Annotated in this window: 14 protein-coding genes; 8 read left to right on the plus strand and 6 right to left on the minus strand. The window is 57.9% G+C overall.

Translation table 11 applies throughout. The annotated features are described in order from the left end of the window. Nucleotides 1–189: 189 nt before the first annotated feature. The 4 genes from ACK83U_RS21985 to ACK83U_RS22000 all read left to right on the plus strand — a co-directional run bounded on the left by ACK83U_RS21985 (nucleotide 190) and on the right by ACK83U_RS22000 (nucleotide 5025). A complete protein-coding gene (locus ACK83U_RS21985; RefSeq protein WP_112608732.1) occupies nucleotides 190–1209 on the plus strand; it encodes an aldo/keto reductase in 1020 nt (339 codons plus the stop codon). Nucleotides 1210–1387: 178 nt separating this feature from the next. Continuing rightward, on the plus strand, nucleotides 1388–2377 hold the full coding sequence (locus ACK83U_RS21990) for an ABC transporter substrate-binding protein (RefSeq protein WP_112608734.1): 990 nt from the start codon (nucleotides 1388–1390) through the stop codon (nucleotides 2375–2377). 94 nt (nucleotides 2378–2471) lie between these two features. Beyond that, complete coding sequence (locus tag ACK83U_RS21995) at nucleotides 2472–4022, plus strand: sugar ABC transporter ATP-binding protein (RefSeq protein ID WP_112608736.1); 1551 nt, start codon at nucleotides 2472–2474, stop codon at nucleotides 4020–4022. A gap of 31 nt (nucleotides 4023–4053) precedes the next feature. Beyond that, on the plus strand, nucleotides 4054–5025 hold the full coding sequence (locus tag ACK83U_RS22000; protein ID WP_112335828.1) for an ABC transporter permease: 972 nt from the start codon (nucleotides 4054–4056) through the stop codon (nucleotides 5023–5025). A gap of 208 nt (nucleotides 5026–5233) precedes the next feature. Here the strand turns inward: ACK83U_RS22000 and ACK83U_RS22005 are convergent, their stop codons facing one another. From ACK83U_RS22005 to ACK83U_RS22020, 4 genes are all read right to left on the minus strand, one after another. Further along, a complete protein-coding gene (locus ACK83U_RS22005) occupies nucleotides 5234–6235 on the minus strand; it encodes an acyltransferase family protein (protein WP_112608738.1) in 1002 nt (333 codons plus the stop codon). Next, nucleotides 6232–7524, minus strand: coding sequence for an O-antigen ligase family protein (locus tag ACK83U_RS22010; RefSeq protein WP_112608740.1), 1293 nt, complete (start codon nucleotides 7522–7524; stop codon nucleotides 6232–6234). Before ACK83U_RS22010 ends, ACK83U_RS22005 begins: the two co-directional genes overlap by 4 nt. A gap of 8 nt (nucleotides 7525–7532) precedes the next feature. After that, the gene (locus tag ACK83U_RS22015; RefSeq protein ID WP_112608742.1) at nucleotides 7533–8807 is read right to left on the minus strand and encodes a polysaccharide biosynthesis/export family protein; all 1275 of its coding nucleotides are present in this window, start codon (nucleotides 8805–8807) and stop codon (nucleotides 7533–7535) included. Nucleotides 8808–8892: 85 nt separating this feature from the next. Beyond that, the gene (locus tag ACK83U_RS22020; RefSeq protein ID WP_112608744.1) at nucleotides 8893–9573 is read right to left on the minus strand and encodes a sugar transferase; all 681 of its coding nucleotides are present in this window, start codon (nucleotides 9571–9573) and stop codon (nucleotides 8893–8895) included. Nucleotides 9574–10303: 730 nt separating this feature from the next. On the opposite strand from ACK83U_RS22020, the gene ACK83U_RS22025 reads away from it, so the two are divergent. Both ACK83U_RS22025 and ACK83U_RS22030 read left to right on the plus strand, forming a co-directional pair. Then, nucleotides 10304–10594: an exopolysaccharide production repressor protein gene (locus ACK83U_RS22025; RefSeq protein ID WP_112608746.1), complete on the plus strand. Its 291-nt coding sequence runs from the start codon at nucleotides 10304–10306 to the stop codon at nucleotides 10592–10594. Between the two features lie 91 nt (nucleotides 10595–10685). Then, the gene (locus ACK83U_RS22030) at nucleotides 10686–11696 is read left to right on the plus strand and encodes a glycosyltransferase (protein ID WP_112609143.1); all 1011 of its coding nucleotides are present in this window, start codon (nucleotides 10686–10688) and stop codon (nucleotides 11694–11696) included. Between the two features lie 11 nt (nucleotides 11697–11707). On the opposite strand, the gene ACK83U_RS22035 is transcribed toward ACK83U_RS22030, so the two are convergent. Both ACK83U_RS22035 and ACK83U_RS22040 read right to left on the minus strand, forming a co-directional pair. Next, nucleotides 11708–12652: a polysaccharide pyruvyl transferase family protein gene (locus ACK83U_RS22035; RefSeq protein WP_112608748.1), complete on the minus strand. Its 945-nt coding sequence runs from the start codon at nucleotides 12650–12652 to the stop codon at nucleotides 11708–11710. Nucleotides 12653–12738: 86 nt separating this feature from the next. Next, nucleotides 12739–13698, minus strand: coding sequence for a glycosyltransferase family 2 protein (locus ACK83U_RS22040; protein WP_112608750.1), 960 nt, complete (start codon nucleotides 13696–13698; stop codon nucleotides 12739–12741). 874 nt (nucleotides 13699–14572) lie between these two features. Here ACK83U_RS22040 and ACK83U_RS22045 point away from each other — a divergent pair. Next, a complete protein-coding gene (locus tag ACK83U_RS22045; RefSeq protein WP_112608752.1) occupies nucleotides 14573–15376 on the plus strand; it encodes a glycoside hydrolase family 16 protein in 804 nt (267 codons plus the stop codon). Nucleotides 15377–15480: 104 nt separating this feature from the next. Next, nucleotides 15481–16689 (plus strand): glycosyl transferase family 1, encoded by a 1209-nt coding sequence (locus ACK83U_RS22050; protein WP_112608754.1) that lies wholly within the window; start codon nucleotides 15481–15483, stop codon nucleotides 16687–16689. Nucleotides 16690–16697: the final 8 nt, after the last annotated feature.

A 16697-nucleotide genomic window follows, 5' to 3' on the forward strand; every position in this document is an offset into this window, starting at 1 on the left:
GATGGCAGTCAATTGCAGGAGTTCTGTCGAAACCGCAGTTTCCGTCGTCTCCCGCGACGGTCCCCATGATTTCCTCGTTGACACCAAAATGTTTATTGTAGATAAAAAACAAAATCAATGGCGATGGATGTCGAGAGCCTCCGTTAACGCCACCGAAATTGAAATGGCGGCCATCACAAGGGAGAGGTGATGCAGACGAGAACAATCGGCAGGACGGGCCTTGAGGTCACAGAGATTAGCTTTGGCGCTGCGGCGCTGGGCGGCCTCTATCGCGCCTGCCCCCGCGACCAGGCAATGGCGACCCTGCAGGCCGCATGGAACAGCGGCATCCGCTATTTCGACGTTGCTCCCTGGTATGGCTTCGGCCTCGGCGAGCGTCGCGTCGGCGATTTCCTGCGTGATCAGCCTGAAGACAGCTATGTTTTGTCAACGAAAGTCGGCCGCCTCATGCGCCCGGTGCCGACCGACAAGGTGCCGAACTACGGTTATGTCGATCCCCTGCCTTTCGATGCCGATTATGATTATTCCTATGACGGCATCATGCGCTCGGTAGAGTTCAGTTATGCCCGTCTCGGCCTTAACCGCATCGATATTCTCTATGTCCACGATATCGGCGGCTATACCCACGGCAAAGCGCTCAATGAGCACTATCTCGGCCAGCTTCTAGGCTCCGGGCTGAAAGCTCTTGAGGAGTTGAAGTCGTCGGGCGCGATCAAGGCTTATGGTCTCGGAGTCAATGAGATACCGGTCTGCCTGGATGTAATGCATGCTGCCGATATCGATTGCATCCTGATTGCCGGACGTTACACGCTGCTGGATCGTTCAGCTGTTGCCGAGCTGCTGCCGCTTTGCGAGAAGAAGGGAACATCGCTGGTCGTGGGCGGCGTCTTCAATTCCGGTATTCTGGCGACAGGACCCGTGCCCGGCGCGCATTTCGACTACCTGCCGGCGACGCCGGATATTTTGGCCAAGGTCGGAGCGATGGAGGAGATTGCCCGCAAGCACGGTCTGCCGCTTGCCCAGCCGGCGCTTCAGTTCCCGCTGCGCAGTCCCAGCGTGGCCTCGGTTCTGATCGGTACGGCGAAGCCCGAAAGTCTTGTTCGCAATATGCAGCTGATGGAGCCAAGGCTTCCCGACCGCCTGTATGAGGAATTCGAAGGGTTGACTGTGGTCGCGCCTCCTTTGGGAGACGAGGCTGTGAGAGTCTAGTAAATTGAGAGCTATCGAGCCGGCCGGAGAGGCGGCTTCGTAGAGGAGGAAAGCCTGTTTTGGCGTCAGTGGCAGTTCCACCGAGCCAAGCGTGATGCCTCAGGGCGTTACGATACCGAGCCGTAAGCGTTCAACGGCGGGTGTGCAGGAGAATAGAGCGCTTTGAGAGGAGAAGCAGATGAAAATTGCCAAGTCACTTCTGTCCCGCCGCAGCTTTGCCGGCCTTGCCGGCGCTGCTGTCATCGCCATGGCGATGCCCATGCAGTCCTTCGCGGCCGACGTGACCATCCCGATCATTGTCAAGGATACGACATCCTTCTACTGGCAGATCGTTCTTGCCGGCGCCCGCCAGGCAGGCAAGGATCTCGGCGTGAAGGTGCCGGAACTCGGTGCTCAATCGGAATCCGACATCAACGGCCAGATCAGCATTCTCGAAAACGCCGTCGCCGGCAAGCCGGCTGCGGTCGTCATTTCGCCGACCGAGTTCAAGGCGCTCGGCAAGCCTGTGGATGAAGCCGCCAAGTCCGTGCCGGTCGTCGGTATCGACTCTGCCGCCGATTCCAAATCCTTCATCTCGTTCCTGACCACCGACAACGTTCAGGGCGGACGTATTGCCGCTGACGGTCTTGCCGCCGCTGTCAAGGGAGTTATCGGCAAGGAAGAGGGTGAAATCGCCATCATCACCAGCCTTCCGGGTGTCGGCTCTCTCGACCAGCGTCGCCAGGGCTTCCTGGAAGAGGTCAAGAGCAAGTATCCGGGCCTCAAGGTCGTTGCCGATAAGTATGCGGACGGCCAGGCAACCACCGGCCTGAACATCATGACCGACCTGATCACTGCCAATCCGAAACTGGTCGGCGTCTTCGCCTCCAACCTGATCATGGCACAGGGTGTCGGCCAGGCGATCGCCGAAAACAAGCTCGGTGACAAGATCAAGGTCATCGGCTTCGATAGTGACGACAAGACCGTCGGCTTCCTGAAGTCGGGCGTTCTTGCCGGCCTGGTGGTGCAGGATCCCTACCGCATGGGTTACGATGGCATCAAGACGGCGCTTGCCGCTTCCAAGAAGGAAAAGGTTGCCGCCAACGTCGACACTGGCGCCAATCTCGTCACCAAGGCGAATATGAGCGATCCGAAGATCGACGCTCTGTTGAACCCGAAGGTCAAGTAAGTCTAAGGGCCGCGCCCGCGAAATCGGGCGCGGCTTTTTCGTCTGGTCGCTTTCCCAAGGTGGCCGCGCGGCGATGAGAGAGCGAGGAGACCCCATGACGAGCCTGGAAGAAATCAGCCATCGGCACGACGACACCGTCAAAACAGAAGCAAACCGCATTCGGGCCGGTTCACCCATCCTTGAGCTTAAGGGCCTGCAGAAACGCTATGGTTTCGTCGAGGCGCTGAAGCCGGCAACGATAACGTTTCTCGCAGGAGAAATTCACGCGATTGTCGGTGAAAACGGTGCCGGCAAGTCGACGCTCATCAAGCTGCTGACCGGCGTCATTACGAGAACGGCGGGTGAGATTTTCTGGTGTGGTCACCCGGTTGCGCTCGCAACGCCGAACGAGGCGATCGCCCGCGGCATCAACGCGGTTCATCAGGAAGTGGTGCTCTGCCCGCACCTGACGGTCGCGGCCAATCTCTTCCTTGGGGATGAGGTCAATCGTTTCGGCCTTATGCGCAAGAAGCAGATGGTGGCGATGGCGCAGACCGTGCTCGACGATCTCGGTTTCGGATTGCCAGCCGGCGAACTCTTGAGCTCGCTCACGATCGGCCAGCAGCAGCTGGTGGCAACGGCAAGAGCCGCGATGCGCGGTACGCAGTTTCTGATTTTCGACGAACCTACCGCCTATCTCACCCGTCAGGAATCGGCGCAGCTGTTCAAGCTGATCCGTCGGCTTCAGGGCGAGGGCGTAACGATCGTCTATATCAGCCACCGCATGGAAGAGGTGTTCGAGCTCGCTGACCGGGTCTCCGTCTTGCGCGACGGCACGCATGTCGGCACCCGCACGATCGCAGAAACCAACGACGACGAGCTGATCAAGCTGATGATCAATCGTTCCATCGATCAGATCTATCACAAGGAAGAAATCCCGATCGGCGACACCATCCTAGAAACGCGCGGCCTTTCCGGTCCCGGTTTCGAGAATGTTTCGCTGAGCGTCCGTGCCGGCGAGATCGTCGGCCTCTACGGGCTGATCGGAGCCGGCCGCAGCGAATTCGCGCTCGGTCTTTATGGACGCCAACCGCTTTCTGCAGGCGAAATCTACTGGCAGGGGCGCAAGGTCAATATCCGCAACGAGCGCGACGCGATGGAGCTCGGCATCGCACTGGCGCCCGAAAGCCGGCGCGATCAGGGGCTTTGTCTCAACCTGCCGATCGGCCTCAACATCAATCTGCCCGTGTTCGAGCGGCTGAGCCATGGCCCGATCATCAATAACAAGAGCGAAGCGGCCAATGCGGACAAGCAGATCCGCGATCTCAGCATCAAGACGCCGAGTCGACGGGTTCTGGTCTCCGCCATGTCCGGTGGTAACCAGCAGAAGGTCGTCATCGGCAAATGGCTGAGCCACGGCGCCAAGCTCTTCATCTTCGATGAGCCGACGGTCGGCGTCGATGTCGGAACCAAGGCCGAGATCTATCGTCTGTTTGCCAAGCTGCTTCGTGATGGCGCCGGCATCATCGTGATCTCGTCTTATCTGCCGGAAGTCTATGAGCTGGCCGATCGCCTGCACGTCTTCCGTAGCGGCCAGCTGGTTGCCAGCCATGATTTCCACGCGGCAACGCATGAGGAAGTTCTTGGCGAAGCGATTGGCGTCTAAACGATAAACAAGTCTAGAGAGGGAGAAAAAAATGGCCGCGAATACGACAGAAGGCCCGACCGTAGCGCCGCGGCGCAAGATGAACATCCTCTTCAGCCTGACGCTGATTCTGCTGCTTCTGGCGCTCTGGATTGTTCTCGGATTCTGGACCGACAAGTTCTGGACGCCGCTCAACATAACCAATCTGATGCGTCAGGGCTCGATGACGGCCATTCTTGCGCTTGGCCAGACCTTTGTCATCATCACGGCGGGCATCGATCTTTCCGTCGGCGCGATCGTCGGCTTCTGTACCGTCATCATCGCCTGGCTGTTGCAGGCGGGTTTCCCGGTGTGGTCCGCCATCCTCATTACCTTGTTGTTCGGGGTTCTGATCGGCGCATTTCATGGGTTCGGCATCGTGCGCATGGGTCTGCCGCCCTTCATCATCACGCTGGCGACATTGACCTCGCTTCGCGGCATAGGGCTGCTGATTACCAACGGCTCGACGATCAACATCGTCAATGACGATTTCAGCAATTTCGCAGTGTCCGATTTCCTGGGCATCCCGAGCCTGTTCTGGATGGTGATCCTGGTAGCGATTCCGGCTGTCATCTTCCTGCATCTGAGCCGCTGGGGCCGTTATCTCTTCGCCGTCGGCTCAAACCGCGAGGCGGCACGCCTGTCCGGCGTCAACGTCAACTGGATGATCTATCTCGCTTACATCCTGTCGGGAACCTGTGCCGCATTCGTCGGCATTCTGCTTGCCTCGCGCATCGCCATCGGCAATGCCACCCAGGCCGACGGCTGGGAGCTGCAGGCGATCGCCTCCTCGGTGATCGGTGGCACCAGCCTGTTCGGCGCCGTAGGTACGGTCTACGGCCCTTTGATCGGCGCCTTCATCCTGGCGACCATCAACAATGGCGCCAACCTGCTGAACCTCAACTCCTTCTGGCAGCGCATCATCACGGGCGTCCTGATCATCGTCATCGTCTATTTCGATCAGCTGCGCCGCCGCCGCGCTTAGCAGTGTAATTGATACGCGATGCAGCCAAATCGGGCGGGCTACCCCGCCCGATTGCTGTTCGAAACAAGGGCCTCACGATCGGGTTGGACGATCGCCCAAAACGTGGTGCCGACCGGAGCCCATATAGTCCCGAATGCAAGTGGCACGTAGGGGCGATGGATGATGATCTCCAGCAGGTATGAGAGCGAGAAGCGCAGCCCGTCAGGTCTCAGGCCGGTGAGGGCCGGGATCTCCGCCAGCTCAGGCCCTTCAGCAGATTGCGCAACGGCTTTTCGACGGCTTCATAGGCGACAACGCCGAGGAGCGTGCCGGAGATGACGCTGACGAAGGTAACGGCGTCTGACGGTATCTGCAGCGACGACAGCAGCTTGACGATCACCGAGATCGCGAGCGTATGCCAGAGATAGATCGAATAGGACGCGTTGCCGAGATAGGTGAGGGGAGGGACGGATGGCAGCTTGCCGCTGCGCTCAATGGAGACCGTGCCGAGGACCAGGGCGACGGCAAGCGGACCGCACGTCATCTCGTTGAAGTCGAGGGCAAGCAGCTCGATGGCGGCAAAACCGGCGATCGATACGATCACCAACGCGAGGCCAACGCCAATGCTAGGAACATGTCCTTTCAACCAGAACCGGGCAAGCACTGCGCCTGCCACGAATTCCAGAATAATCGGTCTGACATAGGTGGCAAGCATCGGCGATTGCGGATGGATGAGAGCGCCGATCGCGACGAAAGCGGCAAAGATGCCGATCAAGCTGCCGAGCCGCAGGCGCTGCGGCAGGAGCAGGCAGGCCGCGAAGATCACATAGAAGAACATCTCGAAATTCAGCGTCCATCCCTGCACCAGCACAGGCCATATCTCGCCGCTGCTGGGCGACCTGACGGGAATGAACAACAGCGAACCGAATATATGGCTCGCCGTCAGCTTCATGTTCGGAAACAGTCCCATCACGGCGCCGGCAATCATGATGATGGTCACGATCCAGTAGGATGGCGCGATGCGCTGCAGCCGGTCGAGCACGAAACGCAGCGGCGTCACGGGACGGCGCTCGCTCATGGTCCACATGATGAAGCCGCTGATGACGAAGAAGACATCGACGCCGGCGGCGCCGATGCGGAAATGGCCGCCGCTGCGCTCGGCTGCGTGAAACAGCACGACCGCAAGAGCAGCAAGGGCGCGTAGATACTGGATGCCGTAAAGCGTCTTCATTGGCCCGCTCGCGGCTCCCAATTGACCGGCGGCGCGAATGGCATCTGCTCGCCCATGTGCGGGGGCACCTCCGCAGGCATGCGTGTTCGCATGGAAAGCTTACCTGCCATGAAATAGAACAGGAAGGAACCGACATGGTACGGATTCAGAATATCGATCTCCACGAAAGACCGGATCAGCAAAAGCGTCGCAATTCCCAGAAGCAGATAGGATTCGTCGTTTCTGACATCGCTCAGAAAGCGGCTGATATGGCCGATCACAGCCGTCAGCAGGATGGAGGCGAGCAGGCACACACCAATGAGCCCGGTCTCGACCATCGTCTCGATATAGGTGTTGTGGAAATGGAAGCCCGCGCGCGAGGCAATATAAAATTCCTCCCACAGCCGTTCGGGCTCAGAAAAGCCCTGTACCCAGTACGCCTGGTAGCCGACGCCGAAGAGGAGATTCTGCTGCGCAGTCGCGATGCCCTGTTGCCAGAGATAAGTGCGCCCGGTGAGCGTGGAATCCTTGCCGAAGGCGCCGAGGACGAGATCGACCGCACCGAGGTAGACGCCCGCGACCGCAAGGATGACCCCGACCACGGCTACCGTCACAAACAGCCTTTTCCGCTGTTTGGGCGACAGATATAGGATAATACGCAGGCTCACGCACAAGAGCACGACCAACATCGTCGTCAGAACCGATGTTGCCGATGCCGAGGCATGCAGGCAATAGGCCGATAACAGACCGGCAATTCCAGCACCGATCATCCAAATCCGCCGCTCGCCCAGAACGAAGACGGCGGCAAAGGCGAAATAGATGCCGAGCGAAGCATAGAAGCCGAGCTGGTTCTTGGAATCGAAGGCGCCGACGAAACTGTAGGTTCCGTCTATGGGATCATAGGCATAGTAGCCGAACAACATGGAATAGAGCAGCACGATGCCGGTGCCGACGATCGCGCCGCGTGTCAGCGTGCGGATATCGAGCGTGCGCATGGCGACCAGGGCGCAGAAGATATGCGTCATATACTGGATGGATGCCCGTGCCGTCGTCGGGGGGACGACCGACCAGAAGATCGACAGAAAGGTGAAGAAACCGAAGGCAAAAAGCCAGAGCTGCCTGTGATAGCTGCCAAGTACGGCCCGGTAGTCCATCATGACAAGCGGAAACCACAGCGCGTAGTAGAGCAGGATCGAGGGCTGACCGAAGCGGGAGGAGTAGGCAAAAACGAAGAAGGACAGGGTAATCGCCACCGTGCCGTAGGTGGCGTTGCTGCCCGGACGGATAAAGATCGATTTGGCTATCCGCATCGATTTTCCTATCGAATGGCAAGCCCGGTGCTGATCTTGATCAGATCGCCGGGCAATACCTGCGTGTTTTCCTGGGCCTGGATTTCCTTCGATTGCCCGTTGTCGTCACGAATGATGGTGTAGGAGATGCTCACCCCGGGGCCGCTTGGGTCGAGATTGCCGGCATCGGCCGATTGAGCGACGGCTTCCTGCATGAGGGACTGGCTGGTCGACAGTTTGAGCTGCAGCGTCTCCAGCTGCGTGTCGGTATCCTGCATGTCCCGGGCCAGCGAACTCTGCCAGTCGTTGCGCAAGGTAATCTCGTCCTGATTGGCCTTGTTGATATCCTGCTTGGCTTTCAGCGCGGCGGTTTCCGTATCGAGGAGTGTAGCTTCCAGATCGGAGGCGCGCTGTTCGGCGGAGATTCGGCGGGAGGCAAGCTCCAGCCCGCGCTCGGCCAGACTTTCGACCTTGTCGCGATCGGCCTTGGCCAGATCAAGCTGACGGCTCTGCGTGTCGTTCTTCTTCGAAAGCGCCTCGACTTCGTTTTGCAGAAGCGTCTTCAGATCTTCCAGGGACTGCAGCTGCGTCGTCATGCGCTTGGCACGCGTATCCATCAGCGCCTTCTCGCTCGCGAGCAGATCCGCCATGTGCGGCAGCTGCTTGAGCTCGGTGGGGACGTCGATATCGTCCTTGCCGGCCAATTCGGCCATCAGGCGCGCTTTGCGCATCAACAGGCGGCTGCGTTCCGCCATATAGACGACCGCGTCACCCTTGGCATTTATGAAATCGCGCGCAAAACGCTGTCCGGCATCGGCTCGGCGCATGCCGCCGCCGAGGCTTATAGCCTTGAGCACGGTCAGGTTGGGCGCGAACGGATATTCACCGGGATTCTGGACCTCTCCGGAAAGGTAGATCGGCCGGAACTGTGACATTTCGACCGAAGCCGAAGGACGGTCACGCAGGCCGAATTGCTTCTGCAGGCCGAGACCGATAGCCTCGGCGATCTGATCCGTCGTCTTGCCGACGGCCGGCATATCCCCGATGAAGGGAACCGAGATCGAGCCCGAAGGGCCGACGGTGTAGTCGCCCGATACCATCGACCAGTCGCGAATGGTGCCTTCGGCCGTTTGCCACTCGGCAACGCGCACATGCAGCTTGTCCATGACGCCTAGATGATATCCGGCAAGGTTTTCGGCTAGCGCCGGAGTAGCAGCTGCGCCAAGGCTGAGAGCAATAATAGCTGCGCAGCGCAGCGATGAATTGACACGTAGAAGCCTCGTCGAAGGCCGGAATTCAATCATGCAGGATCTTCCCTGTTACCGGTAGGCAATCCCGCAGGACGCGGGAAAACCGCAGGACGCATCCCGCGGTATCTGCCAGTCATCATCAATAGCTGCCGCGTGAAAGGCAGACTGCAGGAATGGTTTTGGCGATGATCACCATGTCGCTGCTGAGCGACCAGTTCTTCACATAATGCGTGTCGAAGGCGACGCGGCTTTCGTAGGAAACGTCGTTTCGGCCGCTCACCTGCCAAAGACCGGTCAAGCCCGGACGGGACTGCAGATAATAGATCGCTGCGGTCTCGTAGCGCTCGAGCTCGTCTTCCACCACCGGGCGTGGCCCGACGACGCTCATCTCGCCGCGGATGATGTTGATCAACTGCGGCAGCTCGTCAAGGCTGAGCTTGCGCAGGACAGAGCCAACGGTGGTGACGCGAGGATCGTTCTGCAGCTTGCGCGTGGCGCGCCACTCTTCCATCGCTTTCGGATTGGCCTGCAGGTAAGAATGCAGCACCTTGTCACCATTGACGACCATGGTGCGAAACTTCAGGCAACGGAAGGTCTTGCCATTATGGCCGATACGGCGGTGGCCGTAGAAGACGGGACCGGGGTCTGAAAGTTTTACCAGCAGCATCAGCAGCAGAAAGAGCGGGCTGATGAGAACCAAGGCGGTCAGAGCGGTAGAAACGTCAAAAATGCGTTTCAATACTCCACCAGTGGGCGGAAAGACGTCGCTTTCCGCAGCGCTGAAAAAAGCCGATGTGGCCGATCTCGTCGCAGATTTCATAGAGAAAACTCCATTCATGTTGACGATTGGTCGGAAATTCTCGGACGCGTAACTAGAGCCGCGATGGCCGGAGTGTAGGTTGGGATTGAGACTTTTTAAGCCAAATTTTTGTAGCGATATGGCATGGTGGTATAAATTTACCGCATCAACGGTGACTTGGTTTAGTGCAGTGATCAGTAGTTGATGAATTGTACTGTATCATCTTGTGTATAATGTCGATCTCGACAGCTCTGTCGTGTCGCAGTCGACCCTTTCTAAGGATATTATAGGCATGGAACGCTAAGCTGTTCATTATCATTAGCTTCGCTAGCCTCTGCTCGGTTTCCTTTCAGCTTCATGCCATCCTGCTTTCTTCTGAAGATATATTGCAGTGCAGCAATATTTTGCAGCGCACATACTGAAAGCAGATTCCTCAGGACTTTGTAATAAAAGTTGATTGAATGGACGAGAACACCCTATCGGCTGGATGGCCCGGATGCTTCTTTCAGATTGTATTATTTCGATATGCCACCATCTAATTGCAATGAGAAAGATGAACAAATTCAATTGTAATTATAATCGATGCGTAGTTTTAACAGGCTTGGCGCTAGGATCGTCTCAAATCGCAACGGATCTTGGTAACTTGGTTGAATCTCAATGAATCATAAAATATATTTAAGACTTAGGTCTGATAAGGGAGGAAAGACCTTGAACGCTTTTTATTTAACGTCCGAACGGGCGGGGTGAGATTATGTACGCGCCCCGCGTTTTCTTCAGCATGCTAGGCACGCTGATCGTATTTGCCATCGCAACATATTTCCTGACGAACTCGCTTTCGACCACCCTGATCGAAACGGCTATCTGTGCCGTCCTTCTGCAGATAGGTTATTTCCTGGGCGTGCTTTACCTCGTTTGGAAAGAGCGCAAAGCGCATGAGGCCCTGTTGAACGAAAATAAGGGCCCGGCATCGATACAGGAAGACAGCAAGGTCGCCGGTCTGTCCGCATCCAGTTTAAAGCGGTCCGAGCCCTTCAACCCCTGAACTTCGGGGAAACGATCAGATCTTTTGGAGCTCGGCGGTTGCCGGATCGTAGCCATGTCCTAAGTCTCCGTCTGAACCCTTGGAGGCCGATGTGACCGACCCTGCAGAAAAAAGCGTCTGCGTAATCATTGCCGCGAAGAATGCCAGCGAAACCATTGGGCTTGCCATTGCCTCGGCTCTTCGGGAGGCCGAGGTCGCGGAAGTCGTCGTCATCGATGACGGCTCGACGGATGGAACGGCCATCGCCGCCGCCAAAGCCGATGACGGCAGCGGCCGACTGATTGTCCGGGAATTCGAAAAGAACCGCGGCCCTGCCGCAGCACGCAATCACGCAATCGAGATATCCAAGGCGCCGTTGATCGGTATCCTCGATGCCGATGATTTTTTCTTTCCAGGTCGTTTCGCAGCGCTGCTTGCCGCTGACGACTGGGATTTCGTTGCCGACAACATCGCTTTCGTCAGCGCCGATACCGTGCCTGATGCGCATGCAAGGCTCGATCATTTCGACGCGAAACCGCGTTTTCTCGATCTTGCTGCTTTCGTCGAAGGAAATATTTCCAAGCGCGGCGTGCGTCGCGGCGAGATCGGCTTTCTGAAGCCCTTGATGCGGCGCTCCTTTCTGGATGCGCATGACCTGCGCTACAACGAGGCGCTGCGTCTCGGCGAAGACTACGATCTGTATGTCCGTGCGCTGGCTCACCAGGCCCGCTACAAGATCATTCATAGCTGCGGTTATGGCGCGGTCGTGCGCAGCGATTCCCTGAGCGGCCGGCACAGGACCGAGGATTTGCGCCGCCTTTACGAGGCTGACCGGACCATTCTTGCCAAGGGCGGGCTTTCTTCAGCGGACGCAGCCGTGATCCGTCGTCACGAACAGCATATTCGCGATCGTTACGAGTTGCGGCATTTCCTCGATATCAAAGCACAGTCCGGGCTATTGTCGGCGGCCGCCTATGCGCTATCGCACCCCTTCGCCGTCCCGGCTATTGCCGGCGGCATTCTGGCGGATAAGACGGAGCGTTTCCGCAAGCGGAGCACCACCACCATTGCCCATCCCGGCGCAAACGGCCTGCGCTATCTGCTGCAGGCCGCTCCGGAATAGGGTATTGCGGCTTAGAGATAATCGCGGCGCACGCCTTCGATTACGTTCAGGAGGCGCTCCTTGCAGGCTGCCAGCGCGCTATCCTTGCTCAGCTGCGGCTTTGCCTTGCTCGCCTGCCACAGAGCCAGAGCCGAAGGTACGGCCAGCGCCTGCTTTGCCATGACGCGCAGCGTGGTCTGCTCGGGATCGGCAAGCATGACGTTTTCGCCATAGCGTTGCTTTTCGAGCTCGGCTGCCGCCTGCTTGTTGCGCTCGAAGCCGACACCCCAGAATTTGGCCCCTTTGGCGATCGCCTCGGCGCGGGTGGAAACGGGGATGTGCTTCGGCTGGTAGGTGACGCCGAGTGAGAGAGCCCAGTCGCTCCATTTGAAACTGTTGATGGAACGCGAGGAGCTGACCGCAATCCACGGAACACGGAAGGCATCGGCAAGGATGGCGCCATGCATCGATTCCGCCACGATCAACTCGGAGGCGGCAATCTCGCGGATGACGGCCTTCGCCTCGCCGCGCGGATCGAGATAGGAAAGACCGACGGTCTTGCAGATTTCAGGCCAGAGGCCTGCGGCAGCCGATTCCCAATGCGGAATGAAGGTGCGCTTGCCGTTTTTCGAAATGGCCTGGAATTCCGGCATTTCCGTCACCAGCACGGCAGGATCGACGATGCCCATTTCGGTGGGCAGACCAGCCTTTTGCGCCGTCAGCGGCCCACGCACGCTGCGGACATCCCATTGCGAGGTATCGCGCATGTCCGGAAGAGAACCGTAGCCGAAACCACTGCCGATAACGAGCTTGTGCCCCTTGTCGGGCAGGATCTCCGTGTTGAGGACGGTTCCGACGCCGACCAGCAATGTTTCCTCTCGAACATCGCGAAGGCCGGGAAGTAGGAAATCCCAGAGCCAGAGATTGAGATCGTCACCGAAATTGCCATGGGTGGATTCCCAGTGGAACGGCTTCATGCAGGACTCCTTGCTGATCCAGACTATAGCGGGTCATGCCGTGGCTCTTCGATGCGGCATGTGCAGCCCATGCTGCACCGCAAAATCTAGGGCGCTAGTTTGCCCACGGCAAGCTGCATGGCGCTTTGTAAAATTCCAGGATCGCGGAAGGCCCATTTTGCCAGCAATCCAAATTGCGGTAGGCGCCGCTGCCGCACCTGCCGCGCCTGGCTCCAAAGCGCCTGCTGGCGGGCGCGGTTCTTATAGAGACGGATGGATTCGACATCCTGCGGCCGGCGCGAAAATCTCTGCTCCAGCGTGTTGAGCGCCGTCCATGTGTTGAATTGCTGGCGCAGGAATTGCGGGGAATCATTGTCGATGCTGTGAAATATGTTCACGCCTTCGCCGCGCAGCGCTCCGGCATTCTCACAAAGCAGGACCCGCTTGGCGGCGAGAACGCAGTCGCAGAAAAACAGAACGTCCTCTGCCGCCAGTCGCAGGGACGGCTCGAAGCGGATCTTTTCGAAAAGCGGCCGCCCGATCACCATGCAGGACATGTGCAGGAAACTCCAATCCTGCAGCATGACACTGGCGATATTGGGGATTTCGACGACGGCCGGCCTATCCGACAAACGCACTGTATCGGTCGATTTCCCAAGCTCGGCGATGCTGAAATGGTAATAGAACTCCTTGCCCCCATCGATGGAGTCCCAGTAGCAGTCGGCGTTGTAATGGGTCAGCGTTCCGAAGGCATTGCTAAGATGTTCGGGCGCCCATTCGTCATCGGAATCCAAAAAGGCTACAAACCGGCTCTCGGCCGGTACGCTGTTAAGGCCGGTATTGCGCGCCCCGCCAGGACCGGCATTGGCCTGACGGATGACACGGATACGTTTTCTTTCCTCGCTGCTCAGCGATTGTAGCTCGCTTTCCGCCGAAAGCGGCGATTGATCGTCAACGACGATGATATCGAAATCCTGAAATGTCTGCCGGGAGATCGATTTCAAAGCGCGCTGCAGAACGCCGGCTTGCTTCTGATAGAACGGAATAACAATCGTGATAGACGCCATTTTCCCGCCTTTACGGTTTTAGTTCAAGGGCTTGCGGTTCATGTCTTAGGGCATGATTATTGGCTTTTCCAACGACATTCGCCGCAATTTTCCGGCAGATGAGCCATAGCGGAGGTCGTTGTGACGCCAACAGGTAGCGTCCAATCGATGTCGAGCAATGATGAGAGGCGAGATTTTCTGAAACTTTCATCCCAGCGCGCCAGCGGTCAAGGCTATCCGCCGATGAGCTATTATAACACATGGCGCGCCAGGATCGTACGCTAATGCAGCCATTGGCAGAGCGATATGAATCGGTTTTCTCATTCTGATTGAAGCTTTGTCGCATTTTGGTCACGCTTTGCATGCCAACTCATGCTGCGCTGCAAAAAATCTTCACCTTCAGCGGAAAATATGGAAGGGTCGGGAACGTTCGATCGGAGCGCAAAGCGAGGCCTCGGGTGAGGGGCTAAGTGCCTTTCGTAACTGCGTTTTCTTGCATCTAAATCGATTTTTCACCCCTTTACGCAGGACAAAACCATGTTTTCTGTGCGAGGCGACATATCGTTTTTTGCTCATTTTTGCTGCGCTGCCATATTCCCTTTCCGAAGAGTGCCCTAGGTTATCCTTGCGAGTTCTGCTGTGTTGGAAATGGCTGCGAGGGGGGATGCAGCCCGAAGAAGGGGTGACAGACATCGTGAATGTGACTGCCAACGTGTCTTCGCGGATAAACCTCATGCGTAGCATAATGCTCCCGGGCACAGTTTCTGTCCCCACATCATTCGAGCCCCATACCTGGCCGTTCAACCGCGCCCATGGTTTTTTCGATTGTTTGCGGGGATTGCTGCGCGACACTTTGTTCCCTGTAGGTGTGTCCTGCGTAAGCAAGAGTGATACCATGACGACATCGAAAAACTGCATGTACAGACTTGGTCTTGTTTCAATCGCTCTCATGAGCGCCTTCCTGATGCCGCAGGGCGCATCCGCGCAGGATGATCAGCCGACGGGCGGTTCCTTCGTCGACAATTTCGAGCATCTGGACACCAGTCGTTGGTATATTTCCGACGGCTGGAACAACGGGCCACATCAGAATTGCACTTGGTCGCGCAAGCAGGTGGGTATCAAGGATGGAACGCTGCAACTGCAGTTCGTCCAGTCCAAGATCGGTGAACGTAACTATGCCTGCGGCGAAATCCAGACGACGAAACGCTATGGCTACGGCACCTATGAAGCGCGCTACCGCACCGCTACCGGGCCTGGTCTGAACTCTGCCTTCTTCACCTATATCGGCCCGACCGACAAGAAGCCGCATGACGAGATCGATTTCGAGGTGCTCGGCAAGAATTCCGGTCAGGTTCAGGTCAATCAGTATATTTCCGCCAAGGGCGGCAACGAAAAGCTGGCGCCGGTTCCAGGCGGTGCCGACAAGGGTTTCAACGATTATGCCTTTGTCTGGGAAAAGGATCGCCTGCGCTACTATGTGAACGGCAAGCTCGTCCAGGAGGTTACCGATCCTTCGAAAATACCGACGAACCCGCAAAAGATCTTCTTCAGCCTCTGGGGCACCGATACGCTCAGTGGCTGGATGGGCAAGTTCGCCTATAGCGGCGAGCCGGCGACCATGGAGATCAAGCGCGTCGCCTTCACCGCTCCGGGAGAGAAGTGCCTCTTTCCGGAATCGATCACCTGCAAGCTCGATTGAACACGGCTGGCCGCGCCATCGCGCGCGGCCAGTGGCAACGCCATCATGCAACACCAACCACACCAAGTGCTTGGCTTCGGCCGGGCGCAAAAGCGGAAATTTTGATGCTGCATATACTATACTTCGTACATGATCTTGCCGATCCGGCTGTGCGCAGGCGGGTGCTGATGCTGCAGGCTGGCGGGGCGCTCGTAACGCTTGCGGGTTTCCGGCGCGATGACAATGCGCTGGCTGCCATTAGCGGCGTCGAGCCGATCGAGCTCGGCAAGACGCGGGATGCCCAGTTTGCACAGCGGATCGCGGCAGTGGCCAGATCGGCGGCGAAACTGCGCAGCGCGCTGCGCTCCATCGCAAGACCGGACATCATCATCGGCCGCAATCTCGAAATGCTGGCGCTCGCCAACCGCGCCAAATCCATCTTCGGCGGCGATGTGCCTATTGTCTACGAATGTCTCGATATTCATAGGCTGCTGTTGCGCGATGATGTGGTGGGCAGTGCGCTTCGCAGTGCCGAGCGTCATTTCGGCTCGCAGGCATCATTGCTGGTGACCAGTTCGCCCGCCTTCATCGAGCGCTATTTCCGTCCGCGTTCCGGGCTGCAACTGCCGGTCATGCTGCTTGAAAACAAGGTACTGGCGCTTGAGCCCGCGGCGCGCATCATCGCATCGGCCGCAAGGCCGCCGGCTGCGGGCAAGCCTTGGAAGATTGGCTGGTTCGGCGCCCTTCGCTGCCGCAAATCCTTGGCGCTGCTCGACCAATTCTCGCGCCGGATGGAAGGCCGTTTCCAGATCGTTCTGCGCGGTCGTCCGGCCTATTCCGAATTCGACGACTTCGACCGCACCGTCCGCGATGCACCCTTCATGCATTTTGCCGGCGCCTACAAGAACCCTGAGGATCTCGCGGCGATTTATGGCGAGGTCCAGTTTTCCTGGGCGATCGACTTTTTCGAAGAGGGACTGAACTCCAGCTGGCTGTTGCCGAACCGCCTCTATGAAGGCGGTCTTTACGGTGCCGTGCCGATCTCGATCAAGGATACGGAAACGGCAAGATTTCTTGCCAGCCGAAAGATCGGGCTCACGCTTGACCGGGCCGACGCCGAACATCTGACGGCGCTTTTGGGTGAGATGGACGTAAAGCGCTATCTCGCCGCTTTCGAGGCCGTGGCATCCCAGGATCATAAGCAATGGACGATGGATCGCGCCGACTGTCAGCTGCTGGTGCAGCGGCTGGCATCGCTGACGCGCGCCAATGAGCAGATGGCCGAGATACAGGCCCTCCCACAACTGCATCGCAATAGAGGTGGATTGCAATGATGACCGGA

The sequence above is a fragment of the Rhizobium sp. WW22 genome, from assembly GCF_047041135.1.
GTDB lineage: Bacteria > Pseudomonadota > Alphaproteobacteria > Rhizobiales > Rhizobiaceae > Rhizobium.